Consider the following 16284-nt stretch of genomic DNA (forward strand, 5'->3'; position numbering starts at 1 on the left):
TGCTCCTTGTTATTGGTCATTGTCTGCAAAAGTCGATCAAGCGATCTCGATCATTTCGAAGTCGGTCTTGCTCACGCCACAATCCGGGCAGAGCCAGTCTTCAGGCACGTCCTCCCAACGGGTGCCCGGTGCGATACCGTCGTCCGGCCAACCTTCCGCTTCGTTGTAGATCAAGCCACAGACCACACACTGCCACTTCTTCATCGATGCATATCCTCGAGCATTCAGGCTTTGCCGGCGGGGCGGTCGATGGGTCGACTCTGGAAGGTCCCCACGCTGATCAGCTTCCGGCACTGGGGTTTTTTACTGGTCGCTACCGGCAGATGCAAGCACGTTCGTGCCGCCTGGCGTCCCCGGTCAATCAAAACCACCGGTGGCCGTGCTAAGCTCGCCGCCTCATTTGCTGCCAATAACGAACCACCGTGCCGCACTCAATGCCCCCCGCGCCGGCCCCGACCTGGCTGGTGCAAAGCCGTCTGTCCCCTGTTCCCGGCGCACTGGTCGCCAACTGGCTGTTCGACGAAGGATCGCTGACCCGACGCCTGACCCGCCTGTCCAACAATGGCTTCAGCGTCACGCCGCTGGTGGAACAATGGCAAACCCTGCGCAGCGACGAGTGCGCGGCCCTGGGCCTGCCCGAGCACAGCCAGGGCTGGGTCCGCGAGGTGTACTTGCGCGGGCATGGCGAGGCCTGGGTATTCGCCCGCAGCGTGGCCGCCCGCAGTGCCCTCGAAGACGGCGGGCTGAACATCGACGAACTGGGCAGCCGGTCCCTGGGCGAGTTGCTGTTCTGCGACGAAGCCTTCACCCGCCAGCCCATCGAAGTCTGCCGCTATCCCCAGCCGTGGCTGCCCGCCCAGGTCGCTGCCAGCGACCTGTGGGGCCGGCGCTCGCGCTTCGATCGCGGGCCTCTTAGCCTGTTGGTGGCCGAGGTCTTCCTGCCCGGGCTGTGGCACGCCATAGAGACCCAATCGGAGGCTTGCTGATGTACTTGCGCCTGCTCCAGTCCCTGAACCGCCTGCACCCGCGGACCTGGGATTTCCTGCAACTGACCCGCATGGACAAGCCCATCGGCATCTACCTGCTGCTGTGGCCGACCCTCAGCGCCCTGTGGATCGCGGCCAAGGGCGCGCCATCCCTGGGCCATGTGCTGATCTTCGGCCTCGGCGTGGTCCTGACCCGGGCCGGCGGTTGCGCGATCAACGACTTCGCCGACCGCAAGGTCGACGGCCAGGTCAAGCGCACCGACCAGCGTCCGCTGGCCACCGGCAAGGTCAGCGCCAAGGAGGCCCTGGTGTTGTTCGCGGTGCTCATGGGTACGGCCTTCCTGCTGGTGCTGTGCACCAACGCCACCACCGTCTGGTTGTCGTTCGGCGCCCTGGCCCTGGCCGCCTGCTACCCCTTCATGAAGCGCTACACCTATTACCCGCAGGTGGTGCTGGGGGCGGCTTATTCCTGGGGCATCCTGATGACGTTCACCGCCCAGGACGGCCAACTGCCGGCGACGGCGTGGCTGCTGTACATCGCCAACCTGCTGTGGACGGTGGGCTACGACACCTACTACGCCATGACCGACCGCGACGACGACCTCAAGATCGGCGTGAAATCCACGGCGATCCTGTTCGCCGAGGCCGACCGGGTGATCATCCTTACCCTGCAGGGCCTGTCCCTGGCCTGCCTGCTGCTGGCGGGCGCGCGGTTCGACCTGGGGGGCTGGTTCCACCTGGGCCTGGTAGTGGCGGCGGCATGCTTCGCCTGGGAATTCTGGTACACCCGGGATCGCGACCGGATGAAATGCTTCAAGGCCTTCCTGCACAACCACTGGGCGGGCATGGCGATCTTCATCGGCGTGGTCCTGGACTACGCTCTGCGCTAGGGCCGTATAGCCGCTGCCGAAGGCTCGGGCCGCGATCGGAGATACAGCGCACTTGAGAGGCCGCCAGAGGTTCGACAGGACCGCCAAGCAAGGCCCCACGGGCCTTTTGCGTAGCTTGGCGGGTCCAGCAGCGGCTACAGGACCTGTAGCCGCCACAGGTGGGGTTACTGCTTGGCGACCTTCCAGGCGCCGTCCATCTTGCCTTCGCCGGTCATGTCGCCGGCCTTCTTGTCCATCACGAAGCCATACAGCGGCTTGCCGTCATAGGCCCACTGCATCTTGCCGTCGTCGCGCTTGATCACCGTCCACTTGCCTTCGGCCTTGTCGCCGGTCTCGGCCATCAGCGGCGGCCAGTTGGCGGCGCACTTGTCGTTGCACATGGACTTGCCATCGGCATCCTTGGCGAAGGTGTAGAGGGTCATGCCCTTGTGATCCACCAGCATGCCGTCCTTGCTCATCGCCGGCTCGGCGGCCAGGGCCAGGGTCGGCAGGGCCAGGGCGGCGCCCACCAGCAGGACTTTCAGGGATTGCTTGAACAGAGTCATGGAAACCTTCTTTTGTGGTTGTCAGGAATCGGACCCCAAGCTTAGTCGAGGAAGCTGCGCCACGCCCCGCGACCTGAAATACTGTCACACGACTGCAATAATTCCGTTATCTAATGCGGCGCAAGACAGTTGAATGACAAGAGGTTCAAGCATGGTTGGCAGAAGCATTCTGATCGTTGACGACGAAGCGCCCATTCGCGAGATGATCGCCGTTGCGTTGGAAATGGCCGGCTATGACTGCATGGAGGCAGAGAACTCCCAGCAGGCGCATGCCATCATCGTCGACCGCAAGCCGGACCTGATCCTGCTGGACTGGATGCTCCCGGGAACCTCGGGCATCGAGCTGGCGCGCCGCCTCAAGCGTGACGAGCTGACCGGCGACATCCCGATCATCATGCTCACCGCCAAGGGCGAAGAGGACAACAAGATCCAGGGCCTGGAGGTCGGCGCCGACGACTACATCACCAAGCCGTTCTCCCCCCGCGAGCTGGTGGCCCGGCTCAAGGCCGTGCTGCGCCGCGCCGGCCCGTCCGACGGCGAGGCTCCCATCGAAGTCGGCGGCTTGCTGCTGGACCCCATCAGCCACCGGGTGACCATCGACGGCAAGCCGGCGGAAATGGGCCCCACCGAATACCGCCTGCTGCAGTTCTTCATGACCCACCAGGAGCGCGCCTACACCCGCGGCCAGCTGCTGGACCAGGTCTGGGGCGGCAATGTGTACGTCGAGGAACGCACCGTGGACGTGCATATCCGCCGGCTGCGCAAGGCACTGGGGGATGCCTACGAAAATCTGGTACAAACCGTGCGCGGCACCGGGTATCGGTTTTCAACCAAAGGTTGAAAGCAGTTGCAAGCTGCCAGCTACAAGCGGCAAGTAGGAAGCCGTCTGCTTTGACTTGCAGCTTGCAGCTTGAAACTTTTCACCGTCCGAAGGACCGATTGTGAATCAAAACTGGCATGGCACCCTGATTCGCCACATGTTGCTGTTGCTCACCGGCTGCCTGCTGGTGGGGCTGGTCAGCGGCTACTACGGCTGGAGCCTGGCCGCCGGCCTGGGGATCTACCTGGCCTGGACCCTCAAGCAGCTGTTGCGCCTGCACGAATGGCTGCGCCTGCACCAGCCCGACGAAGCGCCACCCGACGGCTATGGCCTGTGGGGCGAGGTGTTCGACAGCATCTACCACCTGCAACGCCGCGACCAGCGGGTCCGTGGGCGTCTGCAAGCGGTGATCGACCGCGTCCAGGAGTCCACCGCGGCGCTCAAGGATGCGGTGATCATGCTCGACAGCGACGGCAACCTGGAATGGTGGAACCGCGCCGCCGAAACCCTGCTGGGCCTCAAGACGCCCCAGGACAGCGGCCAGCCGGTGACCAACCTGGTGCGTCATCCACGCTTCAAGGAATACTTCGAGCAGGACAACTACGCCGAGCCGCTGGAGATCCCCTCCCCGGCCAACGACCGCGTGCGCATCCAGCTGTACATCACCCGCTACGGCAACAACGAGCACCTGATGCTGGTGCGCGACGTCACCCGCATCCACCAGCTGGAGCAGATGCGCAAGGACTTCATCGCCAACGTGTCCCACGAGCTGCGCACGCCGCTGACGGTGATCTGCGGCTACCTGGAGACCCTGCTGGACAACGTCGACGAGGTGAACCCGCGTTGGAGCCGCGCCCTGCAGCAGATGCAGCAGCAAGGCGGGCGCATGCAGACCCTGCTCAACGACCTGCTGCTGCTGGCCAAGCTGGAGGCCACCGACTACCCCTCGGACAACCATCCGGTGCCCATCGACACGCTGCTGCAATCGATCAAGAGCGATGCCCAGGCGTTGTCCGGCGAACGCAACCAGCACATCACCCTGGAAGCCGATGCCTCGGTACTGCTCAAGGGCAGCGAGGCCGAACTGCGCAGCGCTTTCTCCAATCTGGTGTTCAACGCGGTGAAGTACACCCCGGCCGAAGGCAATATCCGCATCCGCTGGTGGGGCGACGAACAGGGTGCGCACCTGAGCGTGCAGGATTCCGGGATCGGCATCGACAGCAAGCACCTGCCGCGCCTGACCGAACGCTTCTACCGGGTCGACTCCAGCCGCAACTCCAATACCGGTGGCACCGGCCTGGGCCTGGCCATCGTCAAGCATGTGCTGCTGCGCCACCGCGCCCGCCTGGAGATCAGCAGCGTGCTGGGCCATGGCAGCACCTTCACCTGCCATTTCGCCCCGGCCCAGATGAAGAAAAACCGCATCGCCAGCCTGACCGACCAGCGCTGACAGCGGCCTGCCCCCTAGGCAACCGCCCTGTCAGCCGCTACATTGCGTAGCTTGTGCCTGCCCTCCAGGCACCGTGTCACCCTCTTTTCGAATACATGGAATCCGCAAAACCCCATCATGGACCCTTCCCCTGGTTTTACCCTCGCGTCTCTGTTCGCCGACTTCGGCATGATTGTCTTCGCTCTGCTTCTGGTCCTGCTCAACGGCTTCTTCGTGGCCGCTGAGTTCGCCATGGTCAAGCTGCGCTCGACCCGGGTCGAGGCCATCGCCCACAAGAACGGCTGGCGCGGGCAGATCCTGCGCACCGTACACAGCCAGCTGGACGCCTACCTGTCGGCCTGCCAGCTGGGCATCACCCTGGCCTCCCTGGGCCTGGGCTGGGTCGGCGAGCCGGCCTTCGCCCACCTGCTGGAACCGCTGCTGGGCGCCGTGGGCGTCAACTCTGCGGAAGTGATCCGCGGCGTATCGTTCTTCACCGCGTTCTTCATCATTTCCTACCTGCACATCGTGGTCGGCGAGCTGGCGCCCAAGTCCTGGGCGATCCGCAAGCCAGAGCTGCTGTCGCTATGGACGGCGGTACCGCTGTACCTGTTCTACTGGCTGATGTACCCGGCCATCTACCTGCTCAACGCCAGCGCCAACACCATTCTGCGCATCGCCGGCCAGGGCGAGCCCGGCCCGCACCACGAGCACCACTACAGCCGTGAAGAGCTCAAGCTGATCCTGCACTCCAGCCGTGGCCAGGACCCCAGCGACCAAGGCATGCGGGTACTGGCCTCGGCGGTGGAGATGGGCGAGCTGGAAGTGGTGGACTGGGCCAACTCCCGGGAAGACTTGATCAGCGTCGAGTCCACGGCGCCCCTCAAGGAAGTCCTGGCGCTGTTCCGCCGCCACAAGTTCAGCCGCTACCCGGTCTACGACAGCGAGCGCAACGAGTTCGTCGGCCTGCTGCACATCAAGGACCTGCTGCTGGAGCTGGCGGCGCTGGACCATATCCCGGCGTCGTTCAACCTGGCCGAGCTGACCCGCCCGCTGGAGCGGGTATCGCGGCACATGCCGTTGTCCCAGCTGCTGGAGCAGTTCCGCAAGGGCGGCTCGCACTTCGCCCTGGTGGAGGAAGCCGACGGCAAGGTGATCGGCTATCTGACCATGGAAGACGTGCTGGAAGTGCTGGTGGGCGACATCCAGGACGAACACCGCAAGACCGAGCGCGGCATCCTCGCCTACCAGCCGGGCAAGCTGCTGGTACGCGGCGACACCCCGCTGTTCAAGGTCGAGCGCCTGCTGGGCATCGACCTGGACCATATCGAGGCCGAAACCCTCGCGGGCCTGGTGTACGAGACCCTGAAACGGGTGCCTGAAGAGGAAGAAGTGCTGGAAGTCGAAGGCCTGCGCATCATCATCAAGAAGATGAAGGGACCGAAGATCATCCTGGCCAAGGTCCTGATGCTCGACTGATCGAGCCCGCACCGGTCGGCTCCTGTGCGAGCCGGCCGGCCACTCCCGCCCTATTTATTGCCCAGGGCGAAGTTCGGCAAGTCCCCCAGGGGCTGGTCGAACTGATAGGGAATCGACACCAGCCCCAACCCGGTATTGCGCTGCACCACGAAGTGCAGGTGCGGTCCGCTGCTGTTGCCGGTATTGCCCGACAGCCCCAGGGGGCTGCCCACCGCCACCCGCTGGCCCTCGCGCACGCTCACCGAACCTTGCTTGAGATGCAGGTACACGCCCATGGTGCCGTCGTCGTGCAGCACCCGGACGAAATTGCCGGCCGGGTTGTCGCCTCGACCGCTCTGGGCGTTCTCGGTCTTGACCACCATCCCACCTCGGGCCGCGATGATCGGCGTACCCACCGGCATGGCGATGTCCATCGCATAACGGCTCTTGGGGCTGGAATGGCTGTACTGGCCGTTGGCGCCCTGGGTCAGGCGAAACGGCCCGCCCCGCCAGGGCAAGGGGTAGCGGTAGGCCTGCACGGCTCCTCCCGGGTCGCCCAGGGAGTAACGAAACCTTGGGACATAGCTCAAGGGCTGGTCGGCCCGGGTCGCCGTCAAGAGCGCCAGGCGCTGCCTGCTGCGGGCTGGCAGCACCCGGCGGATCGGCTGCGCCGGCGCGCCGCTGACGTTGCTCAGGCTGGCGAACCCCAGCTCCACCTCCACCGGCCCATGCAGGTCGTTGCGCACGTACAGCGCATCCACGCCCCTGTACTTCTGGATATCCAGCCGCACCTGGCGCTCCAGGTGTTCCTCCATGCGATCGCGGAACACGAACGCCTGCGCTCCCGGCGAAGGCCGGTCGCTGTAGGACACCACGCCGTCGGCGTCGACGGACTTGTAGACCGTCATCGCCGCCAGCGAGCTGGCGACCATGGACAAGCCGCAGAGGAACAGCAGGCGTACGAACATTGAGCAGTTTCTTGGCAGGGGAAAAACCATGCTAGCAGCCTGACATGGAGCTTGTATGAATCAGGCGGGTGCCAGGGGCCCAATGCCGCCCACGTCGAAGCGGATCTCCACCCCCAGTTGCGCGGCCTCGCAGAGGTTGATCAGCGCATCGAGGGAGAACTTGTTGATCCTGCCGCTAAGCACATCGTTGAGCCTGGGCTGGGTGATGTTGAGACGCTTGGCCGCCTCCTTCTGCGACAGCCCCCAGGCCTGCACGGTCTTGCCCAGCTCCAGCATCAGCTTGGCCCGCAGACGCATGTTGGCGGCCTCCTGGGGGGTGGCTTCAAGGGCATCCCAGACGCTGGCAAAGCGCGGGTTGATCTGTTGGTCAGTCATGGCATGAACCTGCTTGCTGAAATCTGGCACGAGCCAGCTCGATATCCCGCGCTTGGGTCTTGCGGGTAGTCTTGCGCACCGCGTGCAGCACATAAATGGCTGCAGGCCGCCTGACCACATAAAACACCCGAAACGCCCCTGAATCTTCATGAATCCTGATTTCGAAGACACTCGGGCCGATGGTTTTCACCGGCCTGCAATCGTAGGGCTGTTCGCCCTGCTGCAGCAGATCCAGCTGAAACCCGGCAGCCCGACGGGCATCTTCAGGGAATGCCCTGAGATCCCGCAGCGCGCTCCCGACAAACACCACATCCTTGTGCCTGGGCATCGAACTTCTCCTGTCAGTGACCAGGAACAAGGCTAATCAAGACTGCCAGGGCTGGCCGCACGGGGTTGTTTCAACGCATGGCTGCAAAGGGTGAATCAGGTAGAGCGCTTCCGGCAATTTATATCCAAATAGATATAAATCAAGTGCAGGACAGTTAATCAGACGTACGGCGGAGGGTGGCGGGAGGAATGGCCAAGCCCCTGTGGCCTGGGGTTGCAGCCGAAGGCGCGGATTGTTGGCGGGATGGGGATAACGCAGCCGCTGGCCTGGGTGGCTGGCAGAAAATCGGCGTGGAAAAGTGTTTTCAGCAGATTTGCGCTTCGCTGTAGGAGCGGGCTTGGCAGTTCCTACAGCGAAGCGGCCGGCGAGGATCAGCCCGCGCCTGGAACGAAGTGCTTCTGCGCGGTGCCGCGGGCGATCAGGCGCGAGATGTAGTCCAGCTTCTGCGCATCCTGGTCGACGAAGCGGAAAGTCAGCTGCAGCCAATCGCTGTCGGGCTTCGGTTCGTGCGCCACTACCGCATGCAGGTAGCCATTGAGCCGCGCCACTTCGGCGTTGTCGCCCTGCTCCAGGTCCAGTACTGCGCTGTCCAGCACCTGCGGCAGGTTATCGGTGCGCTTCACCACCAACAGCGCTTCCTTGATGCTCAGGGCCTTGATCACGCAAGGCTGGGTGCCGCCAGGCAGGCGTAGTTGGCCCTGGCCACGGCCGCCACTGGTGGCAGCGGCGGCGGCAGGTGCCTTGACCGGTGGGCTGTTGAGCAGACCACGGGATGGCGCCGCAGCCGGGGCTGGTGCAGCGGCTGCCGGAGCGGCTGGCCGGGCAGCCGGGGCGACCACCTCGGCCTTGCCGCCGGTCAGGGCGCTCAGGGAATCGTTGCCAAAGGCGGAGTTCATCTTGGTCGGAGCGCTGTTCATCAGGGTGTCGAGCTTGCCGACCTTGTTCAGCGCCTGCTTGACCTTGGTCAGCAGCTGTTCGTTGGTGAAGGGCTTGCTGACATAGCCGGAAACCCCGGCCTGGATCGCCTGCACCACGTTTTCCTTGTCGCCCCGGCTGGTCACCATGACGAACGGCATGGCCTTGAGCGCTTCCTGGCCACGGCACCAGGTCAGCAGTTCCAGGCCGGACATTTCCGGCATTTCCCAATCGCACAGGACCAGGTCGAAGGCTTCGCGGGCGAGCATCGCCTGGGCCTTCTTGCCGTTGACCGCGTCTTCGATCTTGATGCCGGGGAAGTAGTTGCGCAGGCACTTCTTCACCAGGTCACGAATGAACGACGCGTCGTCCACCACCAACACACTTACCTTACTCATCGACCACCCCTCTAAAAATCCCGGCAAGCATAACGCTGGCTGATGGCACTTTGCCAAAACTCTTCAGTCACGCCGGGACTTTTCGTTCGCGGGTGCTGCTTTTCGAATTCAAGGACCGCAAACAAAAACGCCCGGCCAAAAGGCCGGGCGCTCTTCTCGGGCAATCTTAATTATCGTCAGCTTCACCCGGAACATTAGCCGAATCGCCAGCCGGTCCTTCAACTTCTTCCTTCATGCGCTTGAGGCCCAGGTGGCGCACATCGGTGCCACGCACCAGGTAGATCACCAGCGCGGAGATGTTGCGCGCGTGATCGCCAATCCGCTCCAGCGAGCGCAATACCCAGATGATGCTCAAAACCCGCGAGATAGAGCGCGGGTCTTCCATCATGTAGGTGGCCAGCTCGCGCAGCGCGGTCTTGTACTCGCGGTCGATGATCTTGTCGTACTGGGCCACCGACAGGGCCAGTTCGGCGTCGAACCGGGCGAAGGCGTCCAGCGCGTCACGCACCATGTTGCGCACCTGGTCGCCGATATGCCGCACTTCGACGTAGCCACGCGGGGCCTCGCCCTCCTCGCACAGCTGGATGGCCCGACGGGCGATCTTGGTGGCTTCGTCGCCGATGCGCTCCAGGTCGATCACCGACTTGGAGATGCTGATGATCAGGCGCAGGTCGGAAGCCGCAGGCTGGCGCCGGGCGAGGATGCGCAGGCACTCCTCGTCGATGTTGCGCTCCATCTGGTTGATCTGCTCGTCGATCTCGCGCACTTGCTGGGCCAGCCCGGAGTCGGCCTCGATCAACGCGGTGACAGCGTCATTGACTTGTTTCTCCACCAGCCCGCCCATGGCCAGCAGGTGGCTGCGCACCTCTTCCAGCTCGGCATTGAACTGCTGAGAGATGTGATGGGTTAAGCCTTCCTTCGAAATCATGGTTCGCTCCGCGAAAGTTGCAAGCTTCAAGCCGCAAGCTTCAAGCAGTTAAATATTGATCCGGATATCGCCTACCGCTTCTGTCTTGCCGCTTGAAGCTTGCGGCTTGTAGCTGCTCCTAGCCATAGCGTCCGGTGATGTAGTCTTCGGTCTGTTTCTTGGCCGGGTTGGTGAACAGGGTGTCGGTGTCGCCGAATTCCACCAGTTTGCCCATGTACATGAACGCGGTGTAGTCCGAGACCCGCGCCGCCTGCTGCATGTTGTGGGTCACGATGACGATGGTGAACTTGGACTTGAGCTCGTAGATCAGTTCCTCGACCTTCAGGGTCGAGATCGGGTCCAGGGCCGAGCAGGGTTCGTCCAGCAGCAGCACTTCCGGTTCCACGGCGATGGTGCGGGCGATCACCAGGCGCTGTTGCTGACCACCGGACAGGCCCAGGGCCGAGTCGTGCAGGCGGTCCTTGACCTCATCCCACAGGGCCGCGCCCTTGAGCGCCCACTCCACGGCTTCGTCGAGCACGCGCTTCTTGTTGATGCCCTGGATGCGCAGGCCATAGACCACGTTCTCGTAGATGGTCTTGGGGAACGGGTTGGGCTTCTGGAACACCATGCCCACCCGACGACGCAGCTCGGCCACATCCTCGCCCTTGCGGTAGATGTTGTTGCCGTACAGGTTGATGGCGCCTTCCACGCGGCAACCGTCCACCAGGTCGTTCATGCGGTTGAAGGTGCGCAGCAGGGTCGACTTGCCGCAGCCGGACGGGCCGATGAAGGCGGTCACGCGCTGCTTGGGAATGTTCATGCTGACGTCGAACAGCGCTTGCTTATCGCCGTAGAACAGGCTCAGGCCGGGCACTTCGATCGCCACGGTTTCCTGCTCCAGGCTCAGGCTCTGCTTGTCGCGACCCAGGGCGGACATGTTGATGCCGTGGGTATGGGTTTCGTGTTGCATGGGTCTCACTCCGTTCGTAGCTGCAAGCTTCTAGCTGCAAGCCGCAAGTTTTGAGCAAAAGCGGCTTGTAGCTTGCCGCTTGTGGCTAATGGCTTTAGCTGTCCAGCGCCTTGTACTTCTCGCGCAGGTGGTTACGGATCCATACCGCCGACAGGTTGAGCACGGCGATCACCAGCACCAGCAGCAACGCGGTGGCGTACACCAGCGGCCGCGCGGCCTCGACGTTGGGGCTCTGGAAGCCGACGTCGTAGATATGGAAGCCCAGGTGCATGATCTTCTGGTCCAGGTGCAGGTACGGGTAGTTGCCATCCACCGGCAGCGACGGCGCCAGCTTCACCACACCCACCAGCATCAGCGGCGCCACTTCGCCGGCGGCACGGGCCACGGCGAGGATCATGCCGGTCATCATCGCCGGGCTGGCCATGGGCAGGACGATCTTCCACAGGGTCTCGGCCTTGGTCGCGCCCAGGGCCAGGGAGCCTTCGCGCACGGTCCGCGGGATCCGCGCCAGGCCTTCCTCGGTGGCCACGATCACCACCGGTACCGCCAGCAGCGCCAGGGTCAGGGATGCCCAGAGCAGGCCCGGGGTACCGAAGGTCGGCGCCGGCAGTGCCTCAGGGAAGAACAGGCGGTCCAGGGAACCGCCCAGCACGTAGACGAAGAAGCCCAGGCCGAACACGCCGTAGACGATGGCCGGTACGCCCGCCAGGTTGTTCACGGCGATGCGGATCACCCGGGTCAGGGCGTTCTGCTTGGCGTATTCACGCAGGTAGACCGCCGCCAGCACGCCGAACGGCGTGACGATCATGGCCATGATCAGGGTCATCATCACGGTGCCGAAGATGGCCGGGAAGATCCCGCCCTCGGTGTTGGCTTCCCGTGGATCGTCGCTGAGGAATTCCCAGACCTTGCTGAAGTAGAAGCCAACCTTGGTGAAGGTGCCCATGGCGTTCGGCTGGTAGGCATGCACCACCTTGCCCAGGCCGATCTCCACTTCCTTGCCGTTGGCATCGCGGGCGGTCAGGCTGTCGCGGTTGAACTGGGTATGCAGCTCGCTCAGGCGGGCCTCGATGTCCTGATAGCGGGCGTTGAGTTCGGCGCGCTCGGCATCCATGTCGGCCTGGGCGGCGGCGTCCAGCTTGCCAGCCAGCTCCAGCTTGCGACCGTGCAGGCGGATGCGCTCCAGGCCGGCGTTGATCGCACCGATGTCGGACTTCTCCAGGGTCTTGAGCTGGGTCGCCAGCTTGTTCACCCGGTCGATCCGCGCCTGCAGCTCGGGCCAGGCGGCTTCGCCCTCGGCGACCACCTTGCCGTTTTCCTTGACGTTGACCAGGTAGCCGTAGAAGTTGCCCCACTCACGGCGCTCGATGGCCATCAGTTCCTTGGGGTAGCTCTGGTTGGTCAGCCACTCGCCGACGATCCAGGTGAAGTCGCTGCCGTTCAGGTCGCGGTTGCCCACCTTGAGCAACTCGCGGGTCATGAACTCGGGGCCCTGGTCGGGCACCGGCAAGCCGGCACTCTTCAGGCGCGCCCGGGGCACTTCTTCCTTCTGCACCACTTCACCGACGACCAGGTGATTGGCCTGGCCAGGCACGTCGTAGCTGGCATGCACCAGGTCCGCCGGCCAGAAGTGGCCCAGGCCGCGCACGGCGATCACTGCCAGCAGGCCGATGGTCATGATGACCGCGATGGACACTGCGCCACCGCTGATCCAGACGCCGGGGGCGCCGCTCTTGAACCAGTCTTTGAGGGAGTTCTGTTTCACAGACTTCTACCTTTCTTAAAGCGACGAGTATTTCTTGCGCAGACGCTGACGGATCAGCTCGGCGAGGGTGTTCATGATGAAGGTGAACAACAGCAGCACCAGCGCCGAGAGGAACAGCACGCGGTAGTGGCTGCCACCGACTTCCGACTCCGGCATTTCCACCGCGACGTTGGCCGCCAGGGTGCGCAGGCCTTCGAACAGGTTCATCTCCATGACCGGGGTGTTGCCGGTGGCCATCAGCACGATCATGGTCTCGCCCACGGCGCGGCCCATGCCGATCATCAGGGCCGAGAAGATGCCCGGGCTGGCGGTGAGGATCACCACGCGGGTCATGGTCTGCCATGGGGTGGCGCCCAGGGCCAGGGAGCCCAGGGTCAGGCCACGGGGCACACTGAACACGGCGTCTTCGGCGATGGAGTAGATGTTCGGGATCACCGCGAAGCCCATGGCCAGGCCCACCACCAGGGCGTTGCGCTGGTCGTAGGTGATGCCCAAGTCGTGGGAGATCCACATGCGCATGTCGCCGCCGAAGAACCAGTTCTCCATGAACGGGCTCAGGTACAGCGAGAGGAAACCGACCAGGATGATCACCGGGATCAGGATCGCGCTCTCCCAGCCGTCCGGCACCTTCAGGCGCAGGGACTCGGGCAGGCGGCTCCAGGTGAAGCCGGCCACCAGGATACCGATCGGCAGCAGCACCAGCAGGCTGAAGATGCCCGGCAGGTGGCCTTCGACATAGGGCGCCAGGAACAGGCCGGCGAAGAAGCCGAGGATCACCGTCGGCATCGCCTCCATCAGCTCGATCACCGGCTTGACCTTGCGGCGCATGCCGGGGGCCATGAAGTAGGCGGTGTAGATCGCCGCGGCCACGGCCAGCGGGGCCGCCAGCAGCATGGCGTAGAAGGCGGCCTTCAAGGTGCCGAAGGTCAGCGGCGACAGGCTCAGCTTGGGCTCGAAGTCAGTGTTGGCCGCCGTGGACTGCCAGACGTACTTGGGTTCGTCGTAGTTCTCGTACCAGACCTTGCTCCACAGCGCGCTCCAGGATACTTCCGGGTGCGGGTTGTCCAGCACCAGGGGTTGCAGCTTGCCACCGGCCTCGACGATCACCCGGTTGGCGCGAGGCGACAGGCCGAACAGGCCCTGGCCATCCACCACCTGGTCCACCAGCAGGGTGCGGTGGGCGGTGCTGTGGAAGACCCCGAGCTTGCCAGCGGCGTCCAGGGCGACGAAACCCTTGCGGCGCTCTTCGGCGGTGATTTCGACGATGGGCGTGGTACCCATCTGGAAGGTGCGGATCTGCTTCAGGCGCAGCTCGCCGTCCGGGTCGCGGGCCATGAACCACTGGGCCAGGCCACCTTTGGAAGTACCGATGATCAACGAGATACCGCCCACCAATTGGGCACTGGCGGTGACTTCGGTGTTGGCGTCTTCCAGCAGCTTGTAGCGACCGTTGAGGCTCTTGTCGCGCAGGCTGAAGACGTCGGCCTGGGCGCGACCGTTGATCACGTACAGCCACTGCTGGCGTGGGTCGATGTACATGGCCTTGACCGGTTCGGTCATCTGCGGCAGGTCGATGGCGCTCTGCTCGCTGGTGACCTCGCCGGTCATCATGTTTTCTTCGCGCGAGAGCTTCAGCACATGCAGCTGCGAGCCGGTGGAACCGGCCAGCACCAGCGTGGTATCGCTGGCGTTGAGGTTGACGTGCTCCAGCGCGCCGCCTTCTGCGTTGAGGGTGATCGGGGCTTCGCCGTAGGGGTATTCGATCGCCGGGGAGATGGTCTTCTTGCCATCCGGGTAGCTGACTTTGTAGGTGTGGCGGAACACCAGGGCCTGGCCGTTGGACAAGCCGACCACCACCATGGGAATACCGGGCTGGTCCTTGCCGATGGAGGTGACGCTGGTGCCCGCCGGGATCGGCAGGTCGACCTTGCGCAGCTCGGCGCCGTTATCGATATCGAAGAACAGCGCCTGACCCTTGTCGGACACGCGCATGCCGACCTGGTTCTGCTCTTCCAGGGAGAACATCAGGGGCTTGCCGGCGTCTTGCATCCAGGCAGGCGTCAGGGGGTCCTTGGAGGTCAGCTCGGCGCCCTGGAACAGCGGGGCGACGACGTAGGCCAGGAAGAAGAAGATCAGGGTGATCGCCGCCAGGACGGCCAGGCCGCCGACGAGGACGTACCAACGGGTCAGGCGATCCTTGAGCGCGCGGATGCGGCGCTTGCGTTGCAATTCAGGCGTATTGAAGTCAATGCGCTTGGGGGGAGAAGTCGTAGTCATGGTGGAATTGGCCAGATCATTCATGCGCACACCCTAGCGATCCTGTATGACAGAAAGATGACAATGCAGTGACGCAACAAATCCGCCGCATGGCTGGGCCGGCAGCGGACAGAAAATGGAGGTGGCAGGAGCCGGCCGGGGCGGTTGACCCAGTGGCCGGCTGCTGCAAGAAGGTCCGGCCAGGCCGGACCTTCGGCGGCGGCTTATGCGCCCTCTTTCAGACCCAGGTCAGCCAGGGCCTTGGCGGCGACTTTGGCTGGCAGTGGGATGTAACCGTCCTTCACGACCACTTCCTGACCCTGCTTGGACAGGACCAGCTTCACGAACTCGGCTTCCAGCGGGGCCAGAGGCTTGTTCGGGGCCTTGTTGACGTAGACGTACAGGAAGCGCGACAGCGGGTACTTGCCGTTCAGGGCGTTTTCTTCGGTGTCTTCGATGAAGTCGCTGCTGCCTTTCTTGGCCAGGGCCACGGTCTTCACGCTGGCGGTCTTGTAGCCGATGCCCGAGTAGCCGATGCCGTTCAGCGAGGAGCTGATGGACTGCACGACCGAAGCCGAACCTGGCTGCTCGTTGACGTTAGGCTTGTAGTCGCCTTTGCACAGGGCTTCTTCCTTGAAGTAGCCGTAGGTGCCGGATACCGAGTTGCGACCGAACAGCTGCACTGGCTTGTTGGCCAGGTCGCCCTTCACGCCCAGGTCGCCCCAGGTCTTCACTTCTTCCTTGGCACCGCACAGGCGGGTCGAGGAGAAGATCGCGTCGACCTGTTCCATGGTCAGGTGCTGGATCGGGTTGTCCTTGTGCACGAATACGGCCAGGGCGTCCACGGCAACCGGGATGGCGGTTGGCTTGTAGCCGTACTTCTGTTCGAAGGCGGCCAGCTCGGTGTCCTTCATCTTGCGGCTCATAGGGCCCAGGTTGGAGGTGCCCTCGGTCAGCGCGGGTGGCGCGGTGGCGGAGCCAGCGGCCTGAATCTGGATGTTTACGTTCGGATATTCTTTCTTGTAGTGCTCGGCCCACAGGGTCATCAGGTTGGCCAGGGTATCGGAACCGACGCTGGACAGGTTGCCCGACACACCAGTGGTCTTGGTGTAGCTCGGGATAGCAGGGTCGACAGCGGCAACCGCGTGGGCAGTCGCAACGCCAGCGGCGACGAAGGTCATTGCCGCCATCAAACGCTTCAGTTTCATGCCTTACTCCTAGCAGATAGGGTGTGTTAAGTCGGGGCCAAGTATCTGTAGGCCGTGTGAACA

16 protein-coding genes are annotated in these 16284 nt (G+C 63.8%); 5 read left to right on the forward strand and 11 right to left on the reverse strand.

Annotated elements, in window-relative coordinates:
• Positions 1 to 36: 36 nt before the first annotated feature.
• Positions 37 to 204: a rubredoxin gene (locus C4K40_RS30890; RefSeq protein ID WP_022641880.1), complete on the reverse strand. Its 168-nt coding sequence runs from the start codon at positions 202 to 204 to the stop codon at positions 37 to 39.
• A gap of 218 nt (positions 205 to 422) precedes the next feature.
• On the opposite strand from C4K40_RS30890, the gene C4K40_RS30895 reads away from it, so the two are divergent.
• Together C4K40_RS30895 and ubiA are read left to right on the forward strand one after the other, a co-directional pair.
• Entirely contained in the window at positions 423 to 986 is a 564-nt protein-coding gene (locus C4K40_RS30895; RefSeq protein ID WP_031320717.1) for a chorismate lyase, read from the forward strand.
• On the forward strand, positions 986 to 1876 hold the full coding sequence (gene ubiA, locus C4K40_RS30900) for a 4-hydroxybenzoate octaprenyltransferase (protein ID WP_053133571.1): 891 nt from the start codon (positions 986 to 988) through the stop codon (positions 1874 to 1876). Before C4K40_RS30895 ends, ubiA begins: the two co-directional genes overlap by 1 nt.
• 164 nt (positions 1877 to 2040) lie before the next feature.
• On the opposite strand, the gene C4K40_RS30905 is transcribed toward ubiA, so the two are convergent.
• The gene (locus C4K40_RS30905) at positions 2041 to 2421 is read right to left on the reverse strand and encodes a hypothetical protein (RefSeq protein ID WP_022641883.1); all 381 of its coding nucleotides are present in this window, start codon (positions 2419 to 2421) and stop codon (positions 2041 to 2043) included.
• A 151-nt stretch (positions 2422 to 2572) separates the two neighbouring features.
• Between C4K40_RS30905 and phoB the strand changes: the two genes are divergently transcribed.
• The 3 genes from phoB (at position 2573) to C4K40_RS30920 (ending at position 6149) form a co-directional block, all read left to right on the forward strand.
• Positions 2573 to 3262: a phosphate regulon transcriptional regulator PhoB gene (gene phoB / locus C4K40_RS30910; protein WP_022641884.1), complete on the forward strand. Its 690-nt coding sequence runs from the start codon at positions 2573 to 2575 to the stop codon at positions 3260 to 3262.
• A gap of 136 nt (positions 3263 to 3398) precedes the next feature.
• A complete protein-coding gene (gene phoR / locus C4K40_RS30915) occupies positions 3399 to 4691 on the forward strand; it encodes a phosphate regulon sensor histidine kinase PhoR (protein ID WP_235777341.1) in 1293 nt (430 codons plus the stop codon).
• Positions 4692 to 4808: 117 nt separating this feature from the next.
• Positions 4809 to 6149 (forward strand): hemolysin family protein, encoded by a 1341-nt coding sequence (locus C4K40_RS30920; protein WP_022641886.1) that lies wholly within the window; start codon positions 4809 to 4811, stop codon positions 6147 to 6149.
• A 50-nt stretch (positions 6150 to 6199) separates the two neighbouring features.
• Here C4K40_RS30920 and C4K40_RS30925 read toward each other — a convergent pair whose 3' ends face one another.
• From C4K40_RS30925 to C4K40_RS30965, 9 genes are all read right to left on the reverse strand, one after another.
• Positions 6200 to 7096, reverse strand: coding sequence for a peptidoglycan DD-metalloendopeptidase family protein (locus C4K40_RS30925; RefSeq protein ID WP_022641887.1), 897 nt, complete (start codon positions 7094 to 7096; stop codon positions 6200 to 6202).
• A 60-nt stretch (positions 7097 to 7156) separates the two neighbouring features.
• Positions 7157 to 7471 carry a helix-turn-helix domain-containing protein gene (locus C4K40_RS30930; RefSeq protein WP_053133567.1) on the reverse strand — a complete coding sequence of 105 codons (315 nt, stop codon included), beginning with the start codon at positions 7469 to 7471 and terminating at the stop codon, positions 7157 to 7159.
• Positions 7464 to 7799, reverse strand: a complete 336-nt coding sequence (locus C4K40_RS30935) for a type II toxin-antitoxin system RelE/ParE family toxin (RefSeq protein WP_053133564.1) — start codon at positions 7797 to 7799, stop codon at positions 7464 to 7466. Before C4K40_RS30935 ends, C4K40_RS30930 begins: the two co-directional genes overlap by 8 nt.
• A 371-nt stretch (positions 7800 to 8170) precedes the next feature.
• Positions 8171 to 9112 (reverse strand): response regulator, encoded by a 942-nt coding sequence (locus C4K40_RS30940; RefSeq protein WP_053133562.1) that lies wholly within the window; start codon positions 9110 to 9112, stop codon positions 8171 to 8173.
• Between the two features lie 166 nt (positions 9113 to 9278).
• Complete coding sequence (phoU, locus tag C4K40_RS30945; RefSeq protein ID WP_022641892.1) at positions 9279 to 10040, reverse strand: phosphate signaling complex protein PhoU; 762 nt, start codon at positions 10038 to 10040, stop codon at positions 9279 to 9281.
• Between the two features lie 118 nt (positions 10041 to 10158).
• Positions 10159 to 10992 (reverse strand): phosphate ABC transporter ATP-binding protein PstB, encoded by an 834-nt coding sequence (pstB, locus tag C4K40_RS30950; RefSeq protein WP_053133558.1) that lies wholly within the window; start codon positions 10990 to 10992, stop codon positions 10159 to 10161.
• Between the two features lie 94 nt (positions 10993 to 11086).
• Complete coding sequence (pstA, locus tag C4K40_RS30955; RefSeq protein ID WP_022641893.1) at positions 11087 to 12757, reverse strand: phosphate ABC transporter permease PstA; 1671 nt, start codon at positions 12755 to 12757, stop codon at positions 11087 to 11089.
• Between the two features lie 15 nt (positions 12758 to 12772).
• Positions 12773 to 15058 (reverse strand): ABC transporter permease subunit, encoded by a 2286-nt coding sequence (locus C4K40_RS30960; protein ID WP_053133555.1) that lies wholly within the window; start codon positions 15056 to 15058, stop codon positions 12773 to 12775.
• 179 nt (positions 15059 to 15237) lie between these two features.
• Entirely contained in the window at positions 15238 to 16221 is a 984-nt protein-coding gene (locus C4K40_RS30965) for a phosphate ABC transporter substrate-binding protein PstS (RefSeq protein WP_022641895.1), read from the reverse strand.
• Between the last annotated feature and the right edge of the window lie 63 nt (positions 16222 to 16284).

It is taken from the genome of Pseudomonas sp. CMR5c, from assembly GCF_003850545.1.
Taxonomy (GTDB): Bacteria; Pseudomonadota; Gammaproteobacteria; order Pseudomonadales; family Pseudomonadaceae; genus Aquipseudomonas; species Aquipseudomonas piscis.